Source organism: Streptomyces sp. SGAir0957 (assembly GCF_043523415.1).
Window position 1 is genome coordinate 1619575 of record NZ_CP027293.1, and the last position, 26951, is coordinate 1646525.

The 26951-nt window shown below is 69.1% G+C and carries 15 protein-coding genes; 5 read left to right on the forward strand and 10 right to left on the reverse strand.

The features are described from left to right. Nucleotides 1–202 precede the first annotated feature (202 nt). The 3 genes from drmC to drmA are packed head-to-tail and all read right to left on the reverse strand — an operon-like array spanning nt 203 to nt 6689. Entirely contained in the window at nt 203–967 is a 765-nt protein-coding gene (gene drmC / locus C1N81_RS12490) for a DISARM system phospholipase D-like protein DrmC (RefSeq protein ID WP_394428861.1), read from the reverse strand. Beyond that, nucleotides 964–2856 carry a DrmB family protein gene (gene drmB / locus C1N81_RS12495; protein WP_394428862.1) on the reverse strand — a complete coding sequence of 631 codons (1893 nt, stop codon included), beginning with the start codon at nt 2854–2856 and terminating at the stop codon, nt 964–966. The genes drmC and drmB overlap by 4 nt, the downstream gene beginning before the upstream one ends. After that, entirely contained in the window at nt 2853–6689 is a 3837-nt protein-coding gene (drmA, locus tag C1N81_RS12500) for a DISARM system helicase DrmA (protein ID WP_394428863.1), read from the reverse strand. The genes drmB and drmA overlap by 4 nt, the downstream gene beginning before the upstream one ends. Nucleotides 6690–6876: 187 nt before the next feature. Between drmA and C1N81_RS12505 the strand changes: the two genes are divergently transcribed. Further along, nucleotides 6877–9048 carry a UvrD-helicase domain-containing protein gene (locus tag C1N81_RS12505; protein WP_394428864.1) on the forward strand — a complete coding sequence of 724 codons (2172 nt, stop codon included), beginning with the start codon at nt 6877–6879 and terminating at the stop codon, nt 9046–9048. 90 nt (nt 9049–9138) lie between these two features. On the opposite strand, the gene C1N81_RS12510 is transcribed toward C1N81_RS12505, so the two are convergent. After that, nucleotides 9139–14970: an AAA domain-containing protein gene (locus C1N81_RS12510; protein WP_394437899.1), complete on the reverse strand. Its 5832-nt coding sequence runs from the start codon at nt 14968–14970 to the stop codon at nt 9139–9141. Between the two features lie 528 nt (nt 14971–15498). Between C1N81_RS12510 and C1N81_RS12515 the strand changes: the two genes are divergently transcribed. Continuing rightward, a complete protein-coding gene (locus C1N81_RS12515) occupies nt 15499–18045 on the forward strand; it encodes a GmrSD restriction endonuclease domain-containing protein (protein ID WP_394428865.1) in 2547 nt (848 codons plus the stop codon). A gap of 82 nt (nt 18046–18127) precedes the next feature. Here the strand turns inward: C1N81_RS12515 and C1N81_RS12520 are convergent, their stop codons facing one another. From C1N81_RS12520 to C1N81_RS12530, 3 genes are all read right to left on the reverse strand, one after another. After that, a complete protein-coding gene (locus C1N81_RS12520; protein ID WP_394428866.1) occupies nt 18128–18457 on the reverse strand; it encodes a deoxyxylulose-5-phosphate synthase in 330 nt (109 codons plus the stop codon). Between the two features lie 120 nt (nt 18458–18577). Next, complete coding sequence (locus tag C1N81_RS12525; RefSeq protein ID WP_394428867.1) at nt 18578–19345, reverse strand: DUF3761 domain-containing protein; 768 nt, start codon at nt 19343–19345, stop codon at nt 18578–18580. A 157-nt stretch (nt 19346–19502) separates the two neighbouring features. Next, nucleotides 19503–20207 carry a hypothetical protein gene (locus tag C1N81_RS12530; RefSeq protein ID WP_394428868.1) on the reverse strand — a complete coding sequence of 235 codons (705 nt, stop codon included), beginning with the start codon at nt 20205–20207 and terminating at the stop codon, nt 19503–19505. A 353-nt stretch (nt 20208–20560) separates the two neighbouring features. Here C1N81_RS12530 and C1N81_RS12535 point away from each other — a divergent pair, with 353 nt between their 5' ends. After that, nucleotides 20561–21874 carry a hypothetical protein gene (locus tag C1N81_RS12535; protein ID WP_394428869.1) on the forward strand — a complete coding sequence of 438 codons (1314 nt, stop codon included), beginning with the start codon at nt 20561–20563 and terminating at the stop codon, nt 21872–21874. Nucleotides 21875–21957: 83 nt separating this feature from the next. Here C1N81_RS12535 and C1N81_RS12540 read toward each other — a convergent pair whose 3' ends face one another. Continuing rightward, entirely contained in the window at nt 21958–22800 is an 843-nt protein-coding gene (locus C1N81_RS12540; RefSeq protein WP_394428870.1) for a hypothetical protein, read from the reverse strand. A gap of 49 nt (nt 22801–22849) precedes the next feature. On the opposite strand from C1N81_RS12540, the gene C1N81_RS12545 reads away from it, so the two are divergent. Beyond that, nucleotides 22850–24088: an IS256 family transposase gene (locus C1N81_RS12545; RefSeq protein ID WP_394428871.1), complete on the forward strand. Its 1239-nt coding sequence runs from the start codon at nt 22850–22852 to the stop codon at nt 24086–24088. 4 nt (nt 24089–24092) lie between these two features. Here the strand turns inward: C1N81_RS12545 and C1N81_RS12550 are convergent, their stop codons facing one another. Together C1N81_RS12550 and C1N81_RS12555 are read right to left on the reverse strand one after the other, a co-directional pair. After that, nucleotides 24093–24485, reverse strand: coding sequence for a hypothetical protein (locus tag C1N81_RS12550; RefSeq protein WP_394428872.1), 393 nt, complete (start codon nt 24483–24485; stop codon nt 24093–24095). Between the two features lie 165 nt (nt 24486–24650). Continuing rightward, nucleotides 24651–26327: a competence protein CoiA family protein gene (locus tag C1N81_RS12555; RefSeq protein WP_394428873.1), complete on the reverse strand. Its 1677-nt coding sequence runs from the start codon at nt 26325–26327 to the stop codon at nt 24651–24653. A gap of 177 nt (nt 26328–26504) precedes the next feature. Between C1N81_RS12555 and C1N81_RS12560 the strand changes: the two genes are divergently transcribed. Then, the gene (locus C1N81_RS12560) at nt 26505–26873 is read left to right on the forward strand and encodes a hypothetical protein (RefSeq protein ID WP_394428874.1); all 369 of its coding nucleotides are present in this window, start codon (nt 26505–26507) and stop codon (nt 26871–26873) included. Nucleotides 26874–26951 lie beyond the last annotated feature (78 nt).

Consider the following 26951-nt stretch of genomic DNA (forward strand, 5'->3'; position numbering starts at 1 on the left):
TCGTCGCCTCACCCTCCACCGGGATCGCTGCTCGGACCAGCGCCACCATCTCGTCGACGCGGCACTCGGACGCCCGCGCGCCCGGTGCGCGGCCTGCACTGGCAGGTACTAGATTCCGGAGGCCGTTGGCAGCCCCCGCTCGAGTCCGGAGCTGGACACCCATCCTGGACAGCTCAGCCCGGCCGGCATCTACCGGTGCTGCTCAAGACCCAAGAGGTCGGAGCACCCCTGCGCGTTGCAGTTCCACCATGTGCTCCGCCGCGCGCCGCGGGGCTTCGCCGCCTCGAACCAGCACCCCCGCCTCGATATTGCGGCGCACAGCCGACTCGGTCAGATTGGCGCTGCCCAGGAACAGCACCCGCCGGTCCGCCACCGCGAGCTTGGCATGCTGACGTGAGTACGCGGGCGCGGAGGGGCCTCGTACCCAGTGCCAGAGTCGCAGGCCGGGTACCGACGCGAACGCGTCGGCCGGTTCCCGGCCCGAGAGGAGACCGCCCGCCCCTGCCAGCGTTTCGACCACCATGTGCGTCGTCACACCTCGGCCGACGGCCTCGGTGAGAGCTCGTGTCAATGCCGGATACGGGCGGGCCGCGTACGTCATGGCCAGCAATTCGTCCTGTGCCTCTGCGATGACGTCGATGAGCACCTGGGCGGTGGCCCGGACCGGTACGGCCGGTGTGGCGGGACCACTCCACACCGTACGGACCTGGACCTCGTCCCGGGCACGCAGCGTGGCGGCAACGTAGCCACGTACGTAGGCGGCGGCCTCGGTGAAGGACACCTCCTCCGCCTCCAGGGCGTCGTACAGTTCCACGACGGCCTCGCCGACCGCGGGTGTCGCCAGTTCGGCCAGGACCCTCTCCCTTCGGCGGCGCTGTGCCAGCAGGCCGGCGAGGTCCTTGCTGCGCGAGAGGCCGAGGACGGCGACCGCGGCCTCGGCCGCGGCCTCGAACTGTGGCCTGCTCACGGCAGCAGACCGACCGGTATCAGTACCTGGTCCTTGTCTCCCGAGAGCGGTACGAGGAAGCGGCGGTCCAGGAACCGGTTGCCCCGCTCGCACGTGGTCTCCGACACGAAGAGGCAGACATGGCAGGCGGCTCCGTGGAGGTAGTCCGCCGGGTCGCGCGGCAGGCGCTCCGAGCACAGCGGGTCGGCCGAGCAGTGGCCGGCGTCCACCAGGCAACGGCGGAGGATGCGTTCGAATTCGCGCTCCTCGGCCAGGGACACCAGGCCCCCGAGGGTGCCTTCGGAGTCCGGGACGGCGGTGTAGATGAGGATGCCCGTTCTCGGGTCCTGCTCGTCCCCCGCGTAGATGCGCTCGGCGAGCGACGCCGAGTTGTAACCGCATTCCAGGGCGATCGTGCGAATGAGCAGGTGGGAGAGTGTGTGCAAGGCGATGTACCGTGCTCCGGGCCAGCCGTAGTAGGGGTCGAAGTCGCTGGTCTTGCGGTCCGACCTCCGGTTCACGCGGAACCGGGCGAAGGCTTCCCTGTGCGCCTCCATCTGTGGTGACTTCTCCACTCGGGCAGCCCAGTCGGCCATGAGGTCGTCCCGCACCCGCAGGAAGATGCCCTCGCCGCGGACCTCGCTGGCCGGTACCCAGGTCTGCGCGCCGCGGGACAGGTCCACACGAGTGGCGATCTCGGGTGATTCGGGATCGGGGGCGTCGAGCCGGGTGAACCCGATCAGAGCACGTGCTTCGCGCAGCCGCTCGACCTGGCGGATGTCGGCGAACAGTTCCCCGAGCGTGGGTGGTACGGGCACCTGTCTCAGGGCGAAGTCGTCGCTGGGCGTGGGGACGGGGCCGGAGAGCGCGTCCCACTCGGGCCCGAAGAGGTCGGCCTGGACGTCGGGGGCCGAAGGGGCCGGCGCGGCCGACCCTTCCTTGCGAGCTGCGATGGCGGCGACGACCGCGTCGGCGTCGAACTCCTTGAGGAAGCCGAACTTCGGGATGCTCGCCATGAAGTCGTACTGGCCGCGTTCCGCGATGACCTGTAGATCGGGCCAGTGGTCCTCGAGGAGTTTTTCGATGTCACCGCCCTGTCCCTTGGGCAGGGCCAGGGCGCTGAGCGTGAGCGGGAACCACTGGTTGGACGCGCCCGCCACCATGAGGACCGGGGCCTGGTCGCAGCCATTAGCCGCGTACGTGCCCAGGTGCGGGTGGCGTCCGCGGCACCTCGGAAGGTGACGGCGGCCCCGCTCGCCCATCGCCTCGCGGATGTTGCGCTTCTCGCCGCACGCGACGCATTCGATGGTCACGTTGGCGGCCTGGTTGCCGCCATGGTCCTTCATCCGCAGTTTGGGGCGCTCCGCTTTGGTGCAGCTCTGCCCGTGGTGGACATATGGCGTGTACGGGAACTCGTCGAGGTGGCCGACGGTGCAGACGAGAGTGAAGCGGGCCGCCACGGCGAGAGGCTTGCCCTTCTTGCAGTCGTGGACGAACTTCGCCTCGTGCGGAGTCCGGGGGTTGGAGTTGAGGAAGGTGAACTCATTCGAATCCACGGCTGCCAGGACGTTGCAGGCGGTGCAGCGCAGCCACTGGGGGAAGGGTGTGACAGGTACCCCGACGCCCTGTGCGGCCCAGCCCTTGGGGTCGGTGTCGCCGCCCTCCAGCCAGGGAGCCGCCCGCAGCTGCTCGATCTGTCCGCGCCCGTAGCGCTGGAGGGACCTGTTCACGGCGGCGCGCAACCGGGGTTCATCGATGTCGTAGCCGGTGATGCCCCCGTAGCTCCAGGATTCGAGTCCCTTGATGAGGACCGAGAAGTTCGGCAGGTCGACCAGGGAGCCGATGCCGGCGGTGAACATGAGGTGGCTGGGGCGGACGGCGCCGACCCTGCGATTGCCGTTGACGCTCATCGCTGTCCCTTTCCGCTCCTGGCCGGGCCGGCGTCGGTGGTTCCGTATTCGTCGCTGTCCACGATGGCCGTCAGTTCGGGGTCGGCACCGGCGTCGGGGCCGGTCGCGCCGAAGTTCCAGTCCGGTCCGCTCCCTGACGACTCCTCCAGGAACGCACCGCCGCCGGGGAACAGCAGGTTGATCTCGTTCTCCGTCTCACGCATCGACATGCCGACGGTCAGTTCGGTCCACCGGGAACCGTCCGCCCTGTGCAGGAGCCCGTCGACGACCGTCTTCTTGTGCTTCTCCTTGCGGTAACCGAGAGACGCGGTGCTGTCGTCCCGTTTGCGCCGCCATTCGTCCTTGAGCCGGTCCAGGCGTTCGCTCACATACTGGCGGGGCCGGTCGCCTCCCACCCGTTCGGCTCTTTCCAGGAGTCGGCGCTCGACTTCCTGGGCGACTGGTCCGTCGAGGTCGACCCGGGAAGCGTCCAGGTTGCGGGAGGTGTCATGGGCCGCCTGTCGCAGCGCGGCGACATAGGTGGCTGTCACGCCGCGGTCGAGGGCGCGACGGGTGAACGGGGTGACGGAAAGTGCTTCGACCCGGCGGTAGAACGTGGCGTGGTAGTGCTCGAAGTCCTCGTAGTGGGCGAGGTCGCGCGGGCGTGACCAGTTGTAGAGGGTGACGACGAGGCCGGGGCGCTCGGCGTCACGGCCGACGCGGGACGATGCCTGGATGTACTCGGCGGTGTTCTTGGGCTGTCCGACCACCAGCATGAGGCCGAAGCGGGAGACGTCGACGCCGACTTGCAGCATGGAGGTGGCCAGGACGACATCGACGGCCTGTTTCGCGGTCGGCGTCATGGCGGCGCGGGGAACGCGCTTCTCCTTCGCGGCGACCGCGTACTCGCGCAGGAAGGAACGGCGCCGCTCGGAGGTGTCGCGCTCGGAGTCGAACTCGGTCTCCAGACGCTTGAGGGCGGCGCCGATGTCGGCCGAGGAGATGCGCGAGGTCAGTTCCTGGACGCTGAGCATGCCGGCGCGGCTCACGATGCGGTCCGACAGTGTGTCCTGGCCTCTGCGGCTGCCGTTGGAGCGGACGCGGGTGGTGATGTCGTCGTCCATGTAGCGCCGCATGCCCGCCAGTTCACGGGTGGCGTTGAAGTAGCCGACCAGCGTCATATACGGGTCCGCAGGTCTGCCGTAGTCGTCGAAGAGCTGTTGCCCTGCCAGGAGCAGGATCTCGGCGACGCGGATCTCGGCTGCCTTCAGGCGGGTGCCGTGCGCGCACACACCCAGATAGCGTCGGCCGGGGTTCTCGCGGCTCAACTCCACCTGGCGGGAGAAGAAGGTGTCGCCGACGTCGAGCACCTGCGGCGGGAAGACGGCCACCTTGCGGCCGAAGACACCGAGCACCTGGTCGGCGGCGCGCTTGGTGGTCGCGGTGGAGGCGACGATCTTCGGCCCCACTTCGTGGCGGAGTCCTTCGGCGTCGGTGACGCTCCAGGTGCACAGTTGGTCGACGGCCGACTCGAAGAGGCCGACGACGGTGCCGAGCGCGCCGGATATCAGGTGGAGCTCGTCCTGGATGATGAGGTCCGGGGGACGGAGCCGGGTGACCGGCTGTGCGGTGACGCCGGGCAGGTCGCCCTTGGCGTTGTGCCGGCTTCCGCAGCCCGTCTTGGCGTCGAGGTCCTCGTGCCGGTAACCGTGTCTGGGACAGAGCTCGGTCACCCGGCCGAACAGCAGACCGGCGTACCCGTTCCAGGGGAGCTGGGCGAACTTGTCCACGGTGGCGATCAGCAGCGCCGGGGCCAGTCGGTAGATCTCCTCGTCGACGGTGAGGACGGGTATGCCCTCGCCGGGCGATTCCCGGCGAGAGAACGGGCAGCGGTCCTCGCCCTCCCCTCGCGGGCAGTACAGCACGACGCGGCGCCGTCCCTCGTCGTACTCCATGTGGGAACGGGCCGTCAGTCCGCTGCCGCACCAGGGGCAGGTGAGGACCTGGAGGACGCGTGCGTGCTTGTCGCTCGCGCTCTCCTTGGCGTCCGCGATCTGTTCCTTGGCCTCGTCGAACCAGTTCGGCGAAACCGCGGTTCCCACCCAGAGACCGATACGGAACGGCGTGGCACCCCAGCGGACGTCCCGTGCGTACCCCTCACGGCGCAGCACCTCGCAGGCGCTGACCAGGGCGGCGGCCCGCTGGAACTGCTGGGCGGTCAGCAACCGCAGGGTGTAGCGCATGAGGACACCCACGCCCGCGTCGCCGCTGCGCGCCTCCGTCCCCGAACCGATGGTGCCCTGCAGCCGTCGCAGCGCGAAGGTGTAGGCGGCGAGGCCGAGGTACGCCTCGGTCTTGCCGCCACCGGTCGGGAAGAAGAGCAGGTCGACGAGGGCTTCGCGGCCGGTGCCGCGGTGCGGGTGTCCGGGCCGGGTGAGGGAGTCGAGGTTCAGCAGGACGAAGGCGAGCTGGAACGGCCGCCAACTCGCCGCCTTCTTGCCCCTGGCGTGGACCTCGTCGTACGCGTCCCGGTAGGAGTCGCGGTCGTCCTCGCGGCCGGTCCGGGCGGTGGCGATGGCGGTGTTGCGGCGCTGGAGCGCCATGGCTCGATTGGCGAACCGGAAGGCCTCCAGAGCCGTGTCGTCGGCCACGATCAGGTCGATGCCGAACGTGACGCGGTCGCAGATCTCCAGCGCCTGCTCGATGGCGGTCTCCGCGGATTCACGGAGGTCGTCCGGGAGCGTGCGCGCCTTGTGCCGCTGTTGTTCGAGCCACGCAGCGTATCCGTCGGCGAGCGGGGCCAGCGCGGTGGCGAGTTCGTTCCTGCGGGCGGGGACCGCCATCTCGGCCAGTTCGTCCATGCCGAGTTCGAGCCCGCGGAGCAGTTCCTGCTCCGCCAGGGACGGGGCGGTGGTGGCGGGGACGTCGTACTCGGGAAGCCAACTGGTGGTGAGCCGGTGCGCGTTGCGCTCTCCGTCGCGCACGTGGGCGTGCACGGCGACGTTGCGGCCCTTGGCGTGGCTGAGGCTGTCCCGGTAGAGGAGGCGTAGACGCCGATCCTCTGCGTCTTCCGGTACGGTGCCGCGGGCTGCGGGCCCGAGCGGATCGTCGACGGGCAGAAACACCGCGGCCTGATCGTCCGGGAAAGCGGTCACATCGATCTCGGTCTGGAAGAGCCAGTGGGCGTCACGCGCCTCGCTGCTGTCCGGCTGCTTGTTCACCAGGGCCAGTTCGACGACCCTGAGATCTTCCGCGCCGGTCGGCCCGGCGTGCTGCCGTACGCGCGCATCGAGGACGACGGTGTCGCCTTCGAGCGGAAGAACTTTCTCGGTCTCGCCGGTCACGTCGATGTCCACCGGACGTGTGACCGGCTCGCGGGACCAGACTCGACGCATCGTCGCCCGGTCGGTGGCCTTCTCGGACTGGGTGTAGCGCCCCCAGCGGACATGGGCGCTAAGCGTGCCGACGGACGCGGGGACCGTGAACGACAGGCCCATGGACGACGCCCAGATACGACCGGCGGCCTGCGGGGTGAGCCGGTCCTGGGGCGCGGCGTCGTCGCCCTCCTGCTCGTCGCCCGAGTCGCCGTCCGCGCTCTGAGCTGCCGCGAGGGCGAGGTCGTCCTTGGTGACTGCCTGCGGCTGCGGCCCGAGCATGCCGACCAGGTAACGGTCGCGCGGCCCGGAGGAGGCGCTCGGCAGGGTCTCGATCTCACCGTCCCAGGGGCCCAGCAGATCGCGGCGGATGTAGGCGACGAGCCCGTCCCGCACGGTGTACGAGTCGCCGGCACGGAACGTCTGGGGCACTTCTTCGAGTGGATGCGGAACATCGGCCTGGGCAGGCTTGGCCGGCATGCGGTGGGTCCTCTCGGACAGATCCGGTGGAGCACGAACGGTGATCGGGCGATCGAGGGTCGAACGTACGACAGCACAATAAATTGTTGACTCAGTTCACACAAGAAGTTCGCCGAGCTGGTCGCTCCGGACGCACCGCCTCTCTAGGCTTGCCCCGACCGCCGTTCACACGTGATCCGAGGACCCCATGCCCCGACTCGCCCTCTCCGACGACTTCGTCGCGGACCTCATATCGCTGCAGAGACCCGTGCAGAAGGAGGTCAATGACACCATCCAGAGGTTCCGAAGCATGACTGTCCCTCAACTGCACGCCAGCAAAGGGATACATCTGGAGAAGCTGGAGCGGGCGCGCGATCCACGGATCCGCACCATACGTGTCACGAAGGTCTATCGCGGTGTGCTTCTCTCCCCCGACGACGGCAGCGAGCTGTTCACCCTGCTCCGCGTCGCCCCCCACGATGAAGCGATCAACTGGGCCTGCAAACGCGCCTATTCGGTCAACGGCGCCACCGGCGGTCTCGAGGTACGCAACGTCGAAGCGCTCGAGCAGATGGAGACGTACTTCGAGACGAAGGCGGTCAGCACCCCCGCCCGTCTCTTCGAGAAGCACTCCGACACCGTGCTGCGCGACCTCGGCATCGACGACCAGGTGCTGCGTCTGGCCCGGGTCTGCGTCACGGCCGACGATCTGACGGTCATGGCGCCGCCGATGATGCCCGAGGACCAGTACGAAGTGCTGTGGTTCCTCGCGGACGGCAACTCCCCCGAGGACGTCTGGGAGCAGCTGATCGCTTCGCGGGGCCAGACCGTGCGTACGGCGGAGGAACGGCCGGCGATCACCCTCAGCGAGGCGATTCTCAATACGCCCGACCGCATCGTCGAGGTGACAGGACCCGGCGAGCTGGAGCGCATCCTCACCGAGGACTTCACCCGCTGGCGGATCTTCCTCCACCCCGCACAGCGCCGGTACGCCTACCACCCGGGCTTCAACGGGCCCGCTCAGGTCACCGGCGGCCCGGGGACAGGGAAGACGGTCGTCGCCCTGCACCGCGTACGCCATCTGCTGCGCACCGGCCGTGACGGGGACCGCGTTCTGCTGACCACCTTCACGAACGCCATGGCCTCCACCCTTCGGGACAACCTGGCGCTGTTGCTCGGCGACGCCGACGCCCACCTCCTTGAGCGGGTCGACGTCACGACGGTGGACTCGCTCGCCTCCCGCGTCGTCCGGGAAGCACGGGGCAGGGCGACGAAGCCACTGTCGGCCTCCGCGGAGAAGAGCGCCTGGACGCGGGCCGTCGCACGCGAGGAACTGCCGTGGACCGAGCAGTTCCTGTCCCTGGAGTTCCGCAATGTCGTTCTCGCCCAGGGGCTTCGCACCCCGGAGGAGTACCTGCGCTGCGTGCGACGAGGACGCGGCACCCAGGTGGGCCGGGTGCAGCGGGCCCGGCTGTGGCGTGTGATGGAACGGTTCGCCGCGGACGTCGCCTCGCGTGACTCGGCGACGTACACGCAACTGTGCGACCGGGCCGCGCGCATTCTGGCCGACGGCGAGCCGCGCTATCGCCATGTCGTGGTGGACGAGGCGCAGGACCTCCACCCGGCCCAATGGCGGGTGTTGCGCGCCTGCGTGGCGTCCCAGTCCGACGACATGTTCCTCGTCGGCGACCCTCATCAGCGCATCTACGACTCCCGGGTCTCGCTGAGCTCACTCGGCATCAACGTCAGGGGGCGTACCTCCCGGTTGCGTCTCAACTACCGCAGCACGGAGGAGATCCTGCGCTGGTCCGCGTCCCTGCTCGACGGCCAGAGTGTGGGACGGCTCGGTGAGGACGACGAGCAGGACGGCGGCCGGGACTCGTTGCGCGGCTACCGCTCCCAGCTGCACGGCCGCGTCCCGACGGCGCACGGGTACACCAGTCAGGATGACGAACTTCGGGCCCTGGTCCAGCAGGTGCGGACCTGGATCGACGAGGATGGCGTCAAGCCCTCCGAGGTGGCCGTGTGCGCCCGGTTCAACACGATGGTCGACGCGGTCATCACGCGCCTGCGCCGGGAACGCGTTCCGGCGGTCGCGGTGAAGGACGACCCGGGCCCGGAGGCGTCGGGCGTACGGGTGGCCACCATGCACGCCATGAAGGGTCTCGAGTTCCGCTGCGTGGCTGTCGTCGGCGTCACCGCGGCCGTCCTCCCGTTCGCCCCGCACATGACGCCGGTCGAGGTCGACCCCGTGCAGCACCAGTCGGACCTCCTGGCCGAACACTGCCTGCTGTTCGTGGCGTGCACCCGGGCCCGCGACGCGCTGGCGCTGTCGTGGAGCGGTGAGCGCAGCCGCATGCTGGACCCCGTCGTCGGCTGAGACGCGCGATCCCCGTCGCCCCGGACCGGAAGCCGGTCCGGGGCGACGGGGCTTGTGGCGGACGTGGCAGCTTCCTCCCTGCCGCGGGGATCAGACCCGGATCTCCCGGACGACGACCGTGCGGGTCCTGCCCTGAGAAGCGTCGTACGAGATCTCACGCCCCGGCGGCTGCCACATGAGCGCGTGGCCCAACGGGGACGACGGCGAGATGATGTCCGCCTCGTCGGTGGGCAGTTCGGCGACCGTGTACAGGGTGCCGTCGTCGGTCTGTCCGTCGAGATCGAGGGCCAGCAGGGCCCCGGGGATCACGACCTTAGGCGCGTCCGTTCCGCCTTCGACATGAGTGGAGTCGAGGAACGTGCGCAGGAAGGCGAGGCGCTTCGTACGACGGTCCCGCCGGTCGGCCTGCGTCCTGCGGAGGAAGGCCAGGTTGGCCGGGTCGACGCCGTCGGGTGTCTCGTCGGGTGCGTCGATGGCGAGCTGCAGTTGCTGGATCTCGTGGACCAGCCGCTGGAAGGCCGCTGCGGGGATCTGCTGCACGGGCAGCGGGCTGTGCCGGGCCCGGGCGGGTTCCGGCGTCTTGTGCGGCGTGGACACGGACGCCGGGTCCTTCGCCCGTGTCGGGACGGCCTCGTCGGCATACGCCCGCACGTTCGTGCCTGGCTCCTGGGCCGGGTGCCCCGGGTGACCGTCCTCCTGAACGCCGGTCCGTACCGTCTCCGGCCACGTCTCCTCCCCCGGAGCCATGGGCTCCTCCTGCACCTTCGGCTTCTCGGGGAGCGGCTCGATGCCCAGCCGGTCGAGCTCCGCCCAGAGCGGCGCGAGTGCCTGTTCGCGGTCGAGGTGGAACCGGCTTCCGCGGATGCGGACGAAGGTCCAGTCGACCCGCTCCAGGTCGCGCTGGCGGGCAGCCGCCGTCGACGCGTCCTCCCCGTCGGCGAAGGAGTCACCGTCGCAGGCGACGGCGAGCCGCCGGGTCCCGCCCTCGACGACCAGGTCGATCGCGTGCCGTCCGACCCGGTAGCCCGGCCGTACCCGGTAGCCCCGTCCGACCAGCTCCAGGTACACCTTCTGCTGGAAGAGGCTGTCGAAGGCCTCGTGCCGTACGTCCGGCAGCACGTCGCCCTCGACCGCGACGGTGTCGTCCTCCGTGGGCCGGGTGAGGTGATCGAGCCACTGCCGCCGCAGGTCGTTCTCGTGGAACTGTTCCGGGCGCGCGCTGTGGAACAGCCACAGCTGGTCCTGGGCGCGCGAGGCGGCGACGTTGATGCGCTGCTCGTACGTCTTGCCGGTGAAGCCTCCCGGGACGGTCCCGGCGGCGGTACTGGCCGAGTTGACGCAGGAGACGAACATGACATGGCGCTCGTCGCCCTGGAAGTCCTCCGCGTCGCCGACCCTGATGCGCCGCTCCTCGCGTTGTTCGTAGTCGAGCCGTTCGGCGAGCAGGTTCTCCAGTTCCGCCAGGTGGCCCTTGGCGGCACGGAGGCTGATGACGCTCATGGTCTTCCCGTCGTAGGCGGGATCGGCGCAGCAGCGCACGACCGCGTCGACGAGGGCCTCGGCCTCGGCGATGTTGACCAGCCGGGTGTTGGTGCCGAGCGCCTCTCCGTCCTCGACATGGACGGTGCGGACCGGGGGCAGGCGGTCGGCGCCGTACTGCCTCAGCGGTTGCAGCCGGTTGTTGTAGCAGAGCTCGTTGGAGAAGGAGATGATCTCCGGCATGCACCGGAAGTGCTCCTTGAGCATGAGCGTGCCACGGCCGGCGGAGAGCGCCTCGGTCAGGTCGAAGAAACTCGACTCGGGGCCGAAGAGGCTGCGCACGTCCGGTTCGAGGGCGGTGAGCAGCCGGTCCCTCAGGTGGAAGTACTCGTCCTGCTTGAGGCCCACGTTGGAGGGGCTGACCTGCTTGCTGTCACCGACGACCACCATGCGGTCGGCGAGCCAGCTCAGCAGCATGGCCTCCAGACCGGACTGGCTGGCCTCGTCGACGATGACGACGTCGAACATGCCGGGCTGGTCCATGGGCACGGTCTCCGCCACCGCGTGGAGCGGCATGATCCAGGCTGGTACGGCCGACTGCGCCTTGCGCAGGGCGGCCTGTGCGTCACGCCGGTAGCGGTGCTGGTACTTGCCCTTGATACGGCGCGCGGCCTGCTGGTATGCGCTGAGCGCGCGGGACTGGTCGCCGGTGAGCAGTCCGAGGCAGCGGTGCCAGGCCCGGGCGGCGGCGAGTCGCGCGAGCATGATGCGCGCCTCGTCGTCGGCCTCCGTCAGCCGTGCGCGCAGGGTGCGCTCGGCGTCCGGGTCGGTGAGCCGCTCCATGCGGTCCCGCCACGCCGACCAGGCCCAAGCCTTCGGAAGGAGCGGCAACCAGGCGTCCCAGGTGTTGTCCTCCGGGGACTGGGTGATCCGCTCGGCGAGCGACGGGAAAACCTCTTGTACGCGGTTAAGCGCGGCGTGCTGTTCGGCGCGCAGCCGGGCGGCTTCCCGGACCTCGGTCATCTCCTGGCTGAATTCGCGGTAGCCGTCCGGGTTCTGCGCCTGGACGGCGTCGAGCGCACGCATGACGGCGGATGAGACACCGGGCCGCTCGCTCCAGGCGCGCAGCAGTTCCTCGGTGTCCGTGATGGCCCTGCGGGACTTCTCGGCGGCGCGCAGCGTGGTGGCCGCTCGCAGCACGGCTCGTACGGCGTTCTCGACGGCCGGATCGTGCCAGGTGGCGACGGTGAGCTGCGGTGAGGTGGCCGCCGCGGCCTGCACGTCGGTGCGGGCGGAGGTGACGGAGAGGAGCGCGTCGAGAGCCTCGGCCTCCTGCCGCAAGCGGGCGAGTCGCGGACCATGGCCCTGCCAGGGGGTGGCAACGCTCCCCCACTCGGACTCGACCTGTGCCAGGCGGAGTTCGAGCTGGACACGCGCGAGCACGACGGCCGCGGTGGCGGGGTCCTCCGGTGTCCGTCCGTCCACCCGGACGGAGTCCACGAAGGCGCCGACGGCCTTGGACAGCTTGGAACGTATCCCGAGCGGTCCGCGCAGCTTCTGCCCTTGGACGAGCCCGTCGTGCAGTGCGGTGGCCTGGCTGAGCGCGGTGGCCGGGTCGCACTGTTCCAGGCCGCTGACCATCGCCGTGCCCAGGGTTGCGAGTGAGGCGTCCACGGCCGCGAGGGCGTCGGTGACCGCCGCCTGCCGGCTGCGAGCCTGCCAGTCCTGCCCCGCGGTGACCTCCCGCAGAAGTTCCGTCGCCCACGGCCCCGCCGCCGCGGCGAGCGAAGCGGCACGGGCGCGGGCGGCGGCAAAGGCGTCGAGAGCGGCCGAGAGCCGCTGCCGCTCGTCCTCCCCGAGGCCTCGTACCGCCGTGTCGTACTCGCCGCCCAGCGGGTCCTGCCGCACCGCCGCGTGTGCTTCTTCGGCGGAGTGCACGACGAGGACGGCGTCTTCGAAGTCTCTCGGGTCAGGCAGGTCGGAGGACCCGGGCACCTCGGCCGCGAGAGCCCGCAGGTGCGGGGTGAACGCCCGCGTGGTGTGCAGGAGGCGCAGGGCGTCGTCGGCACTCAGCGCGGGCTGCTCCTGCGGGACCGGACCGAGCCAGTCGTACGTCGCCGCCTCGGAGGTGAGGCGCTCGGCGATCTCCTGCAGGCTGCCGCTGTAGTCGCCGATCTCCGCCTCGAAGCGGCGGGTCTCCTGCTCCCGCAGGACGGCGAGATCCCGCAGCATGGCCTGCTGGGCGGAGCGTGCCCGGGCGAGCCGCGCCTGGAGCTTGCGGATGTCCTGGTCGGAGGCGCTCGGGTCGTAACCGGCGTACTCGCCGAGGATGCGCTGCACGGACGCCTCCAGCTCGCGCTGGGCGGCGGCGCCGTCCTCGGTGCGGCTCACGCACAGGTCACGGACGGACTCGGGCAGCTTGTCCCGCAGTACGCGCAGGGCACGTGAGGTGTGGCTGGTGATGAGGACGCGCTTGCCCTGTGCGAGGAGGTCCGTCACCAGGTTGGCGATCGTGTGCGTCTTGCCGGTGCCAGGCGGGCCCTGCACCACGACGAGGCGGTTGCCGCGCAGCCGTTCCGCGATGGTGCGCTGCTCCTCGTTGGCGGGCAGTGCGAAGTACATCTCGCCGCTGTCGGTCTCCGAGCCGTCGTCCTCGGCCGCCGCGCGGTCGGCGGCGGTCAGCGCCCCGTCGCGGCCCGCGATGTAGGCGAGCAGCTCGGTGGGGGGTGTACCGGCGTCGACCTGTCGGGCGATGGCCTTGAGAGCGTCCATCGTGGACCGCCGGTCGCGTTCCCGCAGCACAAGGGCCGGTGTGAGGCCGACCTGCGGAACGTCGAGGGTACGCGGCGTGATCCGCTCCACCGTCGGCGAATAACTCCCGGCGCTGTGGGCGGCGTTGACCCAGCTGCGCAGGGCCGTGTGGAGGGCTTCCAGGTGTGCGGGGTCGGTGACGTCCGACGCGCCTTCCAGAACCTCGATGATCTGCTCGCGGACCGGGCCGGGAACGTGCTGGGCCCCTTCCAGCATGCCTTCTTCGAGTTCGCACCCGACTCCGGTCGGGTCGGGTGCGGCGGTAAGAGTACCCGTGGACGGGTCGAGTCGGAGGGTGGCCCGGTGGGTTACCAGGTGCCGTTCGACGCGCTGGCCGCTGGTGGTCTGCCAGGTCAGCCGGCCCAGTCCGAGGACGAGTTCGTACGCCTCGCCCAGGTTCGCGGCGTCCTCATGGATCTTGTGCAGGCGGTCGTAGAGCTTGACCAAGGGGTCGATCGCCCGCCGTCGCTCCGCCCATGCCAGCCACTCCTGCTGCCACCCGGCGTACAGCGTCTCGATCTTCTCCCGCTTCGGGTGCTCGTCCAGCTCGTGGTACGTCTTCTCCAGCGGGATGCCCTCGGACCAGTCCGGGTAGTCGGGCTCGATGCGTCGGCGCAGGTGCGGGGCGTGCGTCTGCTTGAAGTCCCGGATCCGGGACTCGTCCACCCAGGGGGCGAGCAGCGACGCGGGGTGCGGGGGCTCCTCACGATCGGGGCGTGCGACGCTCAGCCACGCCGGATCATCGGTGGCCAACGCCTCATCGAGCATCACCTGGACGCCCGTGGTGTGAGGCAGTTCCTCGAACCACACGGCGCCGGCGGCGCCGTCGAGCGTGCGGACGGGCCGCGCCTTCGACTCCTCGGCCTCGGCAAGGAACCGGAAGATCTGGCGGACGCGCGCGGCGTCGGTCTCGTCGGCGGACGGCTGGTCCTCTCGCGCGGGCGTGCGGGGTCGTCCGTGACCGGTCGACTGCCCCAGGCCGGTCGGCTGTGCGGGCACGGCACCGAGAGCCGCTCCTCGATCACCCACGGACTCGGGTTCCGTGGAGGTGAACAAGGAGTCTTGATGCTCGCCGAAGAGCGCCGCTTGGTCCGGGAGCGGCACGGCCGGAGCGGACGGAACGGACGAGGCTTGCCGTGCTTGTGCGAGGGCCGCGCGGGGATCCGTGACGCTGGTCGCGGCGGTGGCGTCGGGCGCGGCAGCCACGCCCGTGGTGAAGGTGACGCTCTCCCGCTCGTGCCCGCCCCGGAACCGCACCTCGATGTCCAGGTCCCCGGCGCTACCGGCCGGAATGCTGTAGGCCCACGTCACGGCGGTCCTCCGGCCCTTGGCCAGGGTGCCTTCGAGCTCGTCGTCGAGGACTTCGGTCTTGTAGTCCTGCACCTGACGGGCCGTCTTGCCGTACGGTCCGCCGCGCACCAGGAGACCTATGCCCTCCAGATCCATGGGGCGGCCGGTGCCGTTGCTCAGATGGAGAGTGCAGCGTACGAGGTCGTCACCCTGTCGGTACCCGTACGAGTCCTCGGGGTCGACCAGCTCGTACGGGACCACTTCGTCGACGCGCACGTGCAGCCCGTCGCCGTAGTGATGGACGGAACCTACCGGTTGCACGCCGTTGCCCGGATCGCTCATACGCTGACTCACACGCCACCCCACCCGCTGCTGAGGGCCACATGGTGGCCACCCTGTGAAATCCCCGCCCCGGCCATACCGGGCACGATCGCCGGCGGCCTCCCCTGGCGCACCAGCGTGGCGTGTGAACTGAGCACACGCGCAACCGAGAGTAGCAGCAGCATCGCATATGCCACACGGCACGGAGTCCGCCCGTGTCCCACGCTCAGCACTAAGCACGATAGCGCAGAAACTTGTTGGTTGACTAAGTTCACAATTGGCTTCACTCTCGTATGTGCATCACACCCGAGTCGCCGGAACGCCGGACCGGCAAGCTCCTGCGCCGGTCACCCAACGGGACGATGCACAGGATCGCTGCACAACCGGGCTTCAAGCAGCCACACAAGCAGGCTTGACAAGGTTTCGAAGCCCATCAAGACCAACTACCGTCTGTTGCAGACGCGTTCATCGCGACAGGCATCCTGTCCCGGAACCACGCCGACGGACAGACCGGCAATACCTGCGCACCATCAGGGGGAAAGGAAGCGCATGCGCGCCCAGGAGATCACCTTCCTGAAGCTCGTCCAAGGGGAGAAGCAGTTCCAGGTACCGCTGTACCAGCGCACGTACAGCTGGGGCAGGGAACAGCTGAAGCGACTCTGGGAGGACATCGGCGAACTCGTCGACCAGCATCTCGCCGGGGAGACCGTTGCCCCGCACTTCCTCGGCTCGGTGGTACTGGCCCCCGGCCAGATCCAGGCCGGCGGTGTGCAGCGGTGGCTCGTCGTGGACGGACAGCAGCGGCTGACCACGCTGATGCTCGCGTTCACCGCCCTGCGCGACCACCTCAAGGACGCGGGGCACGAGCGCGGTGTGGCCAGAGCACACCGTCAGGTGCTGGTGAACGAGTTCCAGGAGGGCCTCGACCACTACCGCCTGCTTCCCACCCAAGCCGACCGCGAGGCGTTCATCGCGTGTGTCCAGTCCCGGGCCGAGGCCGGCGGGAGCGACAACATCGGCGCGGCCTACCGCTTCTTCCGGGGCGCGCTCGCCGAGGGCCAGGAGACCGGCGGCGCGAACTGGATCAGCACCGTCGAGACCGTCCTGAAGGACCTGCTCTCGATCGTGGAGATCACCGCCGAGTCCGGTGACAACGTCTACCGCATCTTTGAGTCGATCAACAACACGGGCGTCGGGCTCAGCCAGAGCGACCTGCTGCGCAACTACGTGTTCATGCTCCTGCCCAAGCGTGGCGAGCGCGTCTACGACGAGTTGTGGCTTCCCATGCAGCAGAGCCTCGGCCCCAAGAACCTCGAACTGCTGGTCTGGCTGGACCTGATCGTCCGCGGCCACAGCAAGACCAAGCAGAGCGAGATCTACCGGGAGCAGCAGAAGCGGCTCCAGCCGCTGGCCAACGACGAGGAGGCGTTGCAGCGCGAGATCGAGCAACTGGCCGAGCGCGGCAGGCGGTTCCTCCACATCATCGAGCCGCACCGCGCCTCCTCCCCCGCACTGCGCGCGGTACTGGAGCGCCTCGCGGCCTGGGGTGGTCAGACCCACTACCCGCTCGCCCTGCACCTGCTCGATCAAGTGGACGCCGGACACACCACGCCCGAGGACGCGGCGCAGGCCCTGCTGTACGTCGAGTCGTACTTAGTCCGGCGTCTCATCTGCCAGACACCGACCACCGGCCTCAACCGGATCTTCATGGAGGCCCCGAAGGAGCTGGAGACCGACCGCCCGGCGGCCGAGGCGGTCCGGCGGTTCCTGTCCGGCCGACGCCGACGGTGGCCCAGCGACGAGGAGCTGCGCGAGGCGGTCCGCAGCAAGCCGTTCTACTGGAGCGGCCGCCCTCCGCAGCGCGGCTACATCCTTCGCCGCCTGGAGGAGAGCTACCGCTCCACCGAGCCCGTCGACTTCGCCAAGGCCTCCCTCAGCGTCGAGCACGTCCTCCCGCAGCGCCCGGCCCCGCAGTGGTTCGAACTGCTCGCTGACGAGACAGAGCCGAACCAGACACCGCAGGAACTGCACGACTCGCTGGTACACACCCTCGGCAACCTGACGCTGACCGGCGACAACTCCAAGCTCTCCAACCACCCCTTCCAGCGCAAGCAGCAGATCCTCGAGTCCAGTGCCCTGCGTATGAACCTGGAGATCGCCTCGGCGGAACGCTGGGGCAAGGCGGAGATCCTGGCACGAGCCGACCGGCTGACGGAGCGCGCCGTAGAACTGTGGCCCGGCCCGATCGGCGGTGTGAAGCCGACCGGCGAGGAGTGGCCCGGCTGGGCCGAACTGCGGGCGGCTCTGGTTGTGATGCCCAGCGGTACCTGGACGTCGTACGGCGATGTCGCCGAACTGATCGGCAGCCACCCGGTGCCCGTCGGCACCTACCTGGGCTCCAACTCGTCCGTCATCGGCGCCTACCGGGTCCTGACCTCGGAGGGCAAGGTATCTCCCTCCTTCCGCTGGCCGGACGGCGTGGACCGGCAGCCACCGAAGGAATTGCTGCTGAGCGAGGGAGTGAGGTTCGACGCCGCGGGCCGGGCAGACCGCGCACAGCGCCTGACCGCCCCCGAACTGGCCACCCTGTTGGGCAAGGATGTGGCCCAACAAGTCACACATGATCCGCTTCCGGCCGAGGAGGACACGGCGGCCGCCGAGCGCTTCCGTACGCAGCTGCAGGAACACGCACCGGAGACCGTCGCCGGAGTGAAGGCGGCACTCGACTACTGGCGCGCCCAGGGCGGCCATGTCACCTACGGCCGGAACGAGGAGACGAGCTGCTTCCCCAAACTGGACGCCGGCACGAGCGAACGCCCCCATGTGCTGTGGCCCTTCGGCATCTACCCCGTGAGCGGAACGGTCGAGGTCGTCTTCGAGTACCTCAAGACCCGCACCCCCTTCGACGACACGGAACAGCGCCGCGAGCTGCTGCGCCGCCTCAACAAGATCGACGGCATCGACCTGCCCGAGGCCAAGCTGGAACTCCGCCCGTCGTTCCCCGCCCGGGCCTTCGCGGAGCATGCTGACGAGATCTGCGGGGTGCTGGACTGGTTCGTGCATACGGCTGCGCTGGATCTGGCGCGGAGGCAGTGAGGACGCCGGAACTCACCGAGCTCCGTTCGCTTCACTTATCGTGCCGCCCTGGCGCCAGGTGACCTGACGTCGTTAGGAAGCGTCACGGCACTTCGTAGCGTACAAGCGCCCTGGCGGAGGGCTCACCGCTGCGCCGTGCGTACGTCATGCGCTCGCGGACCTCGCTCAGGGTGCGGGGGCGGTACCCGGGTCCGCCACAGCAGCTTTTGTGGAAGCGGACGCCCGCGTTCAGCAGCACGGACAGCGTCCGCCAGGCCGCGGTGTCCCGGCGGCGGGGTGCAGCGAAGGCAGAACCCACGTGGATCAGTGGCCGCGCGCAGCGGGGGCAGCTCCGCTGCCTGTCCCTGTCGTAGGGCTGCTTGTACGAAGCCCGGCAGGGCAGGCAGACGAAGGAGGTCTTCCCGGATGGCATGGGGCCAGGTTAAGGACCGTCGGCTCGGAACTCGACATGATTTCGTCCGCTCCCAGTGCCGGGGCGGCGCCTCTTCGCCCCCGCCCCGGCGTGCGGGTCGGGCACTGGCGCCGGGCCTTTCTACGAGGGGAGGTTCGGGTTGAGCCAGACGGCGACGCCACCGTGGTGGGAGCAAGTGCCCCGGCGGTGCGCGGAGTAGCTGTAGCTACCGTCGTTGCATTGCGCGGAGGCGCCGGCCGGGGCCTGCGGCGAGTCGTCGGAGCCGCTGCCGCCGGAGCTGTCGTCGCTGGAACCGCCACTGCTGGAGCCGCGGTCGTCCGGACCGGAGCTGTCGGAGGCGCTGCCTGAATCGTCGGAGTGACTGTCGTCCTCGCTGTCGGCCCCCAAGGTCGAGGAGCCGTCCGCGTAAGGGTCGTCGGTGTAATCGATGACCGGATGCGACGACTCGTCCTCTCCCGCGGTCGGGTCGTCGCAGCTCTCGCCCTCGCTGACATCCACCGTGTCGAACGTGAGCGTCTCGTCGACGCTGACCGACTCCCCCGCGCCGGGTGTCTGCGAGCAGACTTCCCAGTTGCGGTCCCAGAACTGCTGTCGCCCTTGCCCGGTGGCGTCGGTGGAGTCCAAGTTGTACAAGCCATCGGCCTGAGCCGCGTCCTGCGCCTCCTGAAGGCCCATTCCGACGTAGTCGCCGAGCGTTACGGTCTCGGTCGTGTCCTCGATCACGGAGGACGAGGACGAGGACGAGCTGGAGGGCGAATCACCGCCGTCGTCGTTGATCAACGCGCCGCAGCCGCCGATGAGCAGCAGAGCGGCCAGAATGATGCCGCAGCCTACTCTGGTGTTCTTCTTGTCCTCAGGAGTAGGCGCGGGTCTTCTGTTCTGGGCCATACGAGTCCCCCTCTTTCACTGGTGCACGCTCCCCTGCGTGCACACGTTTTCGTCCCCGGTCGCGAACCAGCACGCAGCCGAAACCGGAAGGACTGCAGTGGCATTGCGATCGTTCCGCTCGACCTTCGTTGTTCACGAGGCAAGCGGCATACACCTGCTACAGAGCCGCATCCCCCGAGCTGTGACCGACGGGCACCTCGTCCCCGCGGTCGTGGCCTTCCCAGCTCGACGGGGGCTGTCCGAAGATCTTGCGTGCGGTCCTGATCGTCAGTCGCCCGAAGACATGATTTCCGCCGGCACCGAGCGCGGCACCCACACCAAGCGGTACTTGCTTGCCCAACACCAGGATTCCCTGCTTGGTCCCGTACTTGGTGATGAACCGCGGGCCCAGCAACTTGTTGGCCCGGTTGATTGCGTTCATGGGGATCGCACTGACGATCCGCCGCGCCCAGTAGGGGCCGCTGTGCCCGACGACTTTGTCCAGAGCCGTCACCGCGCCGTCGCCGAGGAGAACGGTCAGGACCAGCAGCTTGCGTCGCTCGACATCTTCAGGGTGCATGCCGTGAACCTCGGCCAACGACAACGTGTAGAGCACTGACGCTTCGGTGAAGAGCATGACATCAGCCAGAGCAGTCGGGATCGCGGCACCGGGCACGATCCCTGCCGCGCCGGATGCCCCTCCGGATGCGGTGATGCCGGCGAGGTAAGCACGGTCCAGTCGACGGATCAACTCCTGTGGCCCGTCGTCGGGATGTACGCGCCGCAGGCGCTCGACGTTCTTCTCCGCCAGCGGCTGCTGGACAACCAACGCCTTGTCGAGAACCCGCTGGATCAGGCTCTTGGCGTCATCGGCCTTGCTCATGGGAATTCGTTCCTCTCTGATCGCAAGCGCCTAGCCAGCGATGCGGCGGCATACAGGCACTGCTCGCACCGGGACTCAACAAATGGGTGCGTACATGGGACTTCGCTATGGGCAGCCCGGATCGGCCCTCGACCTACCGGTGGCTGGCGACGCGAACATGACCAGTATGCAGACTGTGCACTGAGTTCACAAGCAATTTGACCGCGTCACGCGGACATGAGCAGCCGGTCCCGCTCGCTTCCCTTCGCCTGCCGGACGCTCCCGTTTCGTGACGTTCCCGATCCAGTTCACGCCGTCCTCTCCGGACGTCAGCCGTAGGCTGTTGCGGGAGAGCAAGGGGAGGCGGGGAGACGATGACTGACGACCGCAAGAGAATCGTTCCGGTATGGACGCTGGCGACCGGTGATGTCCGGGTGCCCGCGCTGGCCGGGGACGAGCCGATGACGGCTGAGCGCTTGATGGAACTGCGCGGCGTGCTGGCCGCTCTGGCCGACGAGCCGATCGCCACACTTGAGATGCATCCGCTGCCCGACAAGCTCGACCGCGGCCGAGGTATCCCGCTCGACGCCGCGAGCCCCTTGGCGCAGCATCTGTCGCAGCTCATCACCCAGTCAGCGCGAACCTCCTCCGAGGCCGCTACGGCGACCGCTGCCGGCGAAGCCCTGTACCGCATGGTGGTTCCGGCGAAGGTCGCCACCCAGATGTGTCAGGGCGTTGTTTGCTCAATGGGAGCGAAGGGGATGGCCGGTGCCATCCGAGGCCCGATCGTGGATGCGACGTCGCGCAGGATCGTGGCCGGTGCGACGTTCGTGCCGGTCAGCAAAGCGGCGGCAGCAGGCGCAGCCGGCGGGGCCGGTGCGACAGCAGGCGTCGCGGTCGCCGGCAGCGCGGCGCTCACCGTCGCCGCGCCGCTCGTGCTCATGGCCGTGGCGGTGGGGGTGAGCGCGCACGCCGACTCCCAGCGCCAGCAGGCCATCGAGCACATCACAGAGCTGCTGGAGCAACTGCAGGAGCAGAAGCTCGAGGAAGAGCGCAACGACCTCGACGCCTGCCGCGACGCCATCGACAAGGCCACTGCCCTCCTCCTCGACCAGGGCAAGCTCGGAGTCTCTCTGGGACTGGACTCGGCAGTGCACGCCATCGGCAAGGCGCTGAGGGCCGCTGACCGCCGCCTCGCCAAGTGGCAGAGCGCGCTCGATGAGCTGCCCGACGGCAAGCCCGTCGAGATCGCCACGCTGACCAAGTCGTTCCCCGGCGTCGACGACGAGGGCGGCGAGTTCCGTGCCCACCTCGAACTGGCCACCTTGGCCATCGCGCTGAAGCGGCGGGTCAACGTCCTGCAAGCCGTCGAGCACGCCCAGACCGACTCTGGCAACCTGTTCGAGAACTTCACCCGCGCGCTCAGGACCGACCAACAGCGCGTCGACAAACTGGAGTCGGACATCGCCGGTGTCCTCGTACGCCTGTCGACGCTGGAGCTGGCACGCCCGCAAGGCCGGCGCCCCGTCTTCACGACCGGTGAAGTCGATCGCCTGTTGCGCACGGCATACCGGATCCGCAAGCTGGCGGACGGCGTCACGGTTGACAAACGCCCGACGGACGTGGCGATCGACATCGCCCGCGACAAGGACGGATCAGTGGTCGTGTTCCCCGCGCTGGCCGCATAGACGCGGGCACGCTCGCACTCACTGAGTGAGTGGTACGGGGTCGCCGCCCGGGCAGTAGCCGCCGGGATGCCGCCCCACGAGGATCAGCAGGCCAGTGAGCCCGACGCGCCGGGCTCACTGGCACCTGTGGAGAGCGAGATCTGCTTGACCTTGCCGGTGTAGTCCCCCACGGCTCCGTCCTCGGTCGCTCCGTCGGAGTAGTAGACGGCGGAGGCCCAAGGTTCCGCGTCCTTCTCCAGCCTCTCCATCAGCCCTTCCATCGTCGCCGTACGGAAGTCGATGTGCAGGCAGTCACCACCCAGGTAGGACCAGTCGGGGTTGGTGCCCTTCTTTGGGTCCGTCGGCGACGCGTCGGACGGGAGCAGGGCGAGCGCGGCCTTCCGCGCCCGGTCCTCGTCGACCGGGGCTGAGAAGACGACGTCCACATTGATGAGGTGTCCCTTCAGGGACGCGGCGCTTGGAAGCGTGGCGCAGACGACCTCGTCCCTCGCCAGACGGTAGGCCACCGGTTCACCGACGGGCATCCCTGTCTGTGCCGCGCACGCCTTGGACCACGAGACACGCGGATAGCGTCCATCCCACCAGGTCAGCGGCGAGGCGAGTCCCCGGCCGCCGAGGTCGTCCCGGGACGTCGCCTTGAGGGTCTGCTCGGGAAGAGGGGCATCCTTGAACGGTGCGACGTGGGGGCAGAACTCCGTCCGCAGGAAGTCGGCCATAGCGGCGGCCTGTTCCTCGGTCGCGCCATTCGCCTCGTCCGCGTACCGGATGCCCTTCCACGTCCGGTAGCCGACGGCCACGTTGCGGCAGGTGTCGACGATGGTGTCCCTCGTCGTGGTGTACGGGATCAGCGGCTGGGAGTGCGCGGGCGTTTGCCCGGGGCGCACTTCCACGGGTGAGTACCGCTCCCTGAACAGGGGGTGGGCCACCGCGTAACTCTCCTTGGTGAAAAGCCAGTTCAACCACGAGGAGTACACGATGGCCCTGTCCCAGTCTGAGCTGATACGGCTGCTTGAGTCACTACGCTCGACCGATGGAATCGAGCTGATCCGCGCCATCGCCGAGCGGATGGTGCAGGAGCTGATCGAGGCCGAAGCGACCGCTCACATCGGCGCGGAGTGGAACGAGCACACGCCGACGCGGACCAACCTCCGCAACGGGCACCGCGAGAAGGTGCTGACCACGCTGGCCGGTGACCTGGATTTGGAGATCCCCAAGGTCCGCACCGGCAGCTTCTTCCCGTCACTGCTGGAACGCCGGCGCCGCATCGATCAGGCCCTTTACGCCGTGATCATGGAGGCATACGTGCACGGCGTCTCCACCCGCAGCGTCGATGACCTGGTCAAAGCACTGGGCGGGGACAGCGGCATCTCGAAGTCGGCAGTCTCGCGGATCTGCGCGGCGCTGGACGAGCCGTTGACCGCGTTCCGCACCCGCCCGCTGGACCATGTCCGCTTCCCCTACGTCTACCTGGACGCGACCTATTGCAAGGCGCGGGTCAACCACCAGATCGTCTCGCGGGCCGTCGTGGTCGCCACCGGCATCACCGAGGACGGCAATCGCGAGGTCCTCGGGTTGATGGTCGGCGACAGCGAGAGCGAGGCGTTCTGGAAAGAGTTCCTGCGCTCGCTGCGTGAACGTGGCCTGTCCGGGGTCCGCCTGGTCGTCACCGACCAGCACTCGGGCCTGGTCGCCGCGGTCCGCAAGGTCATGCTCGGTGCCGCCTGGCAGCGTTGTCGTGTCCATTTCCTGCGCAACGTCTTCAGCGTGATCGACCGGGACTCCGGCGAGATGGTCGCCGCGACGATCCGCACGATCTTCACCCAGCCCACCGCCGACCTCGTGCGCACCCAGCTCGATACCGTCGCCGACATGCTCGGCACCCAGTTTCCCAAGGTCAGGGCCATGCTGCTGGACGCGAAGGAGGACCTGACCGCGTTCGCGGACTTCCCGCCCCGGCACTGGAAGAAGATCCAGTCGACGAACCCGCTGGAGCGGATCAACCGGGAGATCAAGCGCAGGACCGACGTCGTCCAGGTCTTCCCCAACGACGACGCCCTGCTGCGGCTGGTCACCGCCGTGCTCTTCGAGATGCACGACGAATGGATCGCCTTCCCCCGCCGCTACCTCCCCGAAGGCAGCATGGACGAGCTCTACCGTGAACTCCCCGAAAGCGCCCCCGCACTACCCGACACCCCGAACAAGCCAGCCAGTTGATCGCTTACACCACGACGAGGGGCACCATCGTGTCGACCTGGACGACCGCCAGCCGACGACGGTCCTCCATACCGGTCTCGACGCCCTCTCCGAGACCGTAGTTGTTGGCATCGCCGACCTCGCCGAGCCGATTGACCAAAGCGTCGCCGATGCCCGCGGCGGTCAGGGCGTCCTCCATGGAGGTGTCGTCCCCGGCCACCGCGTCCGTCGACTCGGAATCCGAGTCCGACTCGTCGACCGATTCGTAGTCCGGCACAGTCGTCTCCGTCTCCGTCACGTCCTCCGGGACGGCGGAAGCGCGCGGGGCGGAAGCTTCGGTATCGCTTGCGCAACCTCCGACGGCCAGCGCGGCGACGACGAGCAGGGCGGTGCCGACGGCACGGCGGATTCGGGGCATGGAACAACTCCGTATGAGGTGAACAGGTGCGGTAGGTCGGGGGGTTGACCCGGGTCATGCGCGGTGGTTCCGAGTTTCGGACGTGGAGACGACGACGGTGGCATCACGGCTGTGTGCGGACCGCACCAGAGGTTCCGAGGGCGGCGCTCATGGCGGAAGCAGCGCTCACTTCGGCTTCTTTTCCCGCCTCTTCCTCGGCTTCCTCTGCGGCTGGACGTCACCGACTCCGGGCAGGCCGCGTGCGCCCTGCAACGGATCGCCCGCCTTCTCGCCCCGCCGCGTTTTCTTCGCTCGCGTCGACTGCTTCGCTGCTGCGGTCTTCTTGGCGTCAGGCGCCGCCTTGGCACGCGGGCTCTGTCTCGGTTTCGGCTTCGGCTTGCGCTTGAGCCCGTCCGTCGAACTGTCAAGCCAGGAGCGGGTGGTGGCCATCTCCGTGACCAGCTGGGTGCGCTGCGGTTCCGGCAGCCTCGTCAGCGCCTCCGCCGCCCGTGCCATGAGAGCGGCGGCGCGCTTCGGCGTGCGTCCCCGCCGCGCTGCGCGCAGAGCATGCCGAATCTCCGTGTCGCGATACAAGGGAACACCGGAGATCGCGCGTGCGTCCGACGTCGGCCGGACCGCCGCGGAGCGTCGAACCGGCCCACCCGTGACATGGACGATGGTCTGGTGCTGAGCGGGTTCCGCGCTCTGCTGCACGACGAGGTGACCGTCCGGGGTGAGCGGCAGCCGCGGTGGGGCCATACGGGCCGGTACGCCGTGCACGGCGAACGCCCGGTCCGCCTCGCGCTGGCACCAGCGTTTGAGTACCGCCGCCGTCGCCGGAGACCCACAGCCGACAGCCGCGACCACCTCTCCCACGTAGGCCGGTGGGTCGCCCTCCGCCGTCCTGATCAGCGCCGACAACAGGGGGCTTCCCTCGCGGCCGGTCTGTTCCACGGCGTCGAGCAGACCGACGCGGTCCGGGAGGGACAGCGCGAGCAGGTCGCTGCCGACGGTTCGGGCCAGCGCCTCCCACGTGGGCCGGGTCCGCAATCTCGCGGCGCTCAATAGCGCGTCCTTCAGCGCGAGCACTTGCTCCTCGCGGGACCGCCGCGCGGGCGCCGGCTCGCTCCTGGCTCCCGCCTCAGCGGCTGAACCGGTACGCGAACGTGGTCGCGGCTCCACTCCAGGGATCCATAGCCCCTCAGGAGTCATCGCACAGGCGTCGAGCGGCACCCAGTCGGTGCTGCGCCGGGGGTCCTCCGCCCTGAGCCGGATGCGCCGTACCGCACCGTGCGTCGCGAAGCGGAAGCGGTAGAGGTAGCCGTACTCGTCGTACAGCTCTTCCATGGTCTCCGAGTGCGCCGCTCCCGGGCCGAAGACCCAGTCGAGGGTGACCGAGTCACCGGCGAGCCGCCGGCGAGTTCGGTGCCACTCCGCATGCGCGAGTCTGCTGAACTGGAACCGCACATGCTGCCGAGCCGCCCCTGTTCGGAAGTCGACGGCGTCACCGGGACCCGATCCGAGGTTGCGCGAGGTGGTACGTCCCTTCAGCCTGCTACGTCCCGCCCACGCGGCGAGGTCGTCCTTGATGAAGAGGTGATCCGCGCTGGCCGCACCGGTGGCCGTACGGTGACAGGAGGTGTGGGGCCGGTGGGCGAAGTGGCAGACCTTGTCGCGGTACAGGCGGTCCGACAGCTCGTTGCCGCATCCACCGAGCTGGGTGCCGCACCAGTAGGTGTAGGCGGGGTGGCGGCGTCGCCAGCGGGTCAGTTCGTCCGCGTCCGTCGGCAGGATGATCGCGCGTCCGGAGTTCCGGCCGCCGATCACCGCAGTCTGGACGAGTCTGCCGTCGAAGCCGTTCATACGCTCCCCCCGAGCTACGCGCGCCTGCTGGGAGGGCGGGCATCGGCTGATCGTCAGCAGTATGCGTTTCGTGCACTGAGTTCACAAGGGGCATGTCCGCTTCCAGCGTTCGGACCGCAAGCAGATGCGCGGTGGCATAGGTTCGGCGGTCGTCGGGTTCCGAGACCGGGAGGGCACATGCAGAAGGGCACGCTGGAGTACGAAGAGGCGCTGGACGCCGTGATCGAGATCCTGCGTTCGCGGGCACGGCAGGGCGCGGCACCCATTTCTTACGGCGATCTGAGCAGTGAGCTGGCACAGCTCGGTCATCATGTCCCGCCCCACGAGGGCCCCATGCCGTACCTCCTGGAGGACGCCTCGGTCCGGGAGAGCCCGGACGGATCGCTTCCCCTCATGTCGGCCCTCGTGGTGTTGAAGGACACCGGCTGGCCGTCCGGCGGCTTCTTCAAACTGGCCCGGCGCGCACTGTACAAGCGACCGGGCGACGACGTAGTGCTGTGGACACGGGAGATCGAGCGGCTGGCGGAGCACTACGCCGGTCGCTGACGGTTGTTCCTGTCGTCGGCGGGACGGCGGCGGCTTGGTCCGGCCCGACCCGACCTGGTCCGGCCCGTCTTGTCCCGT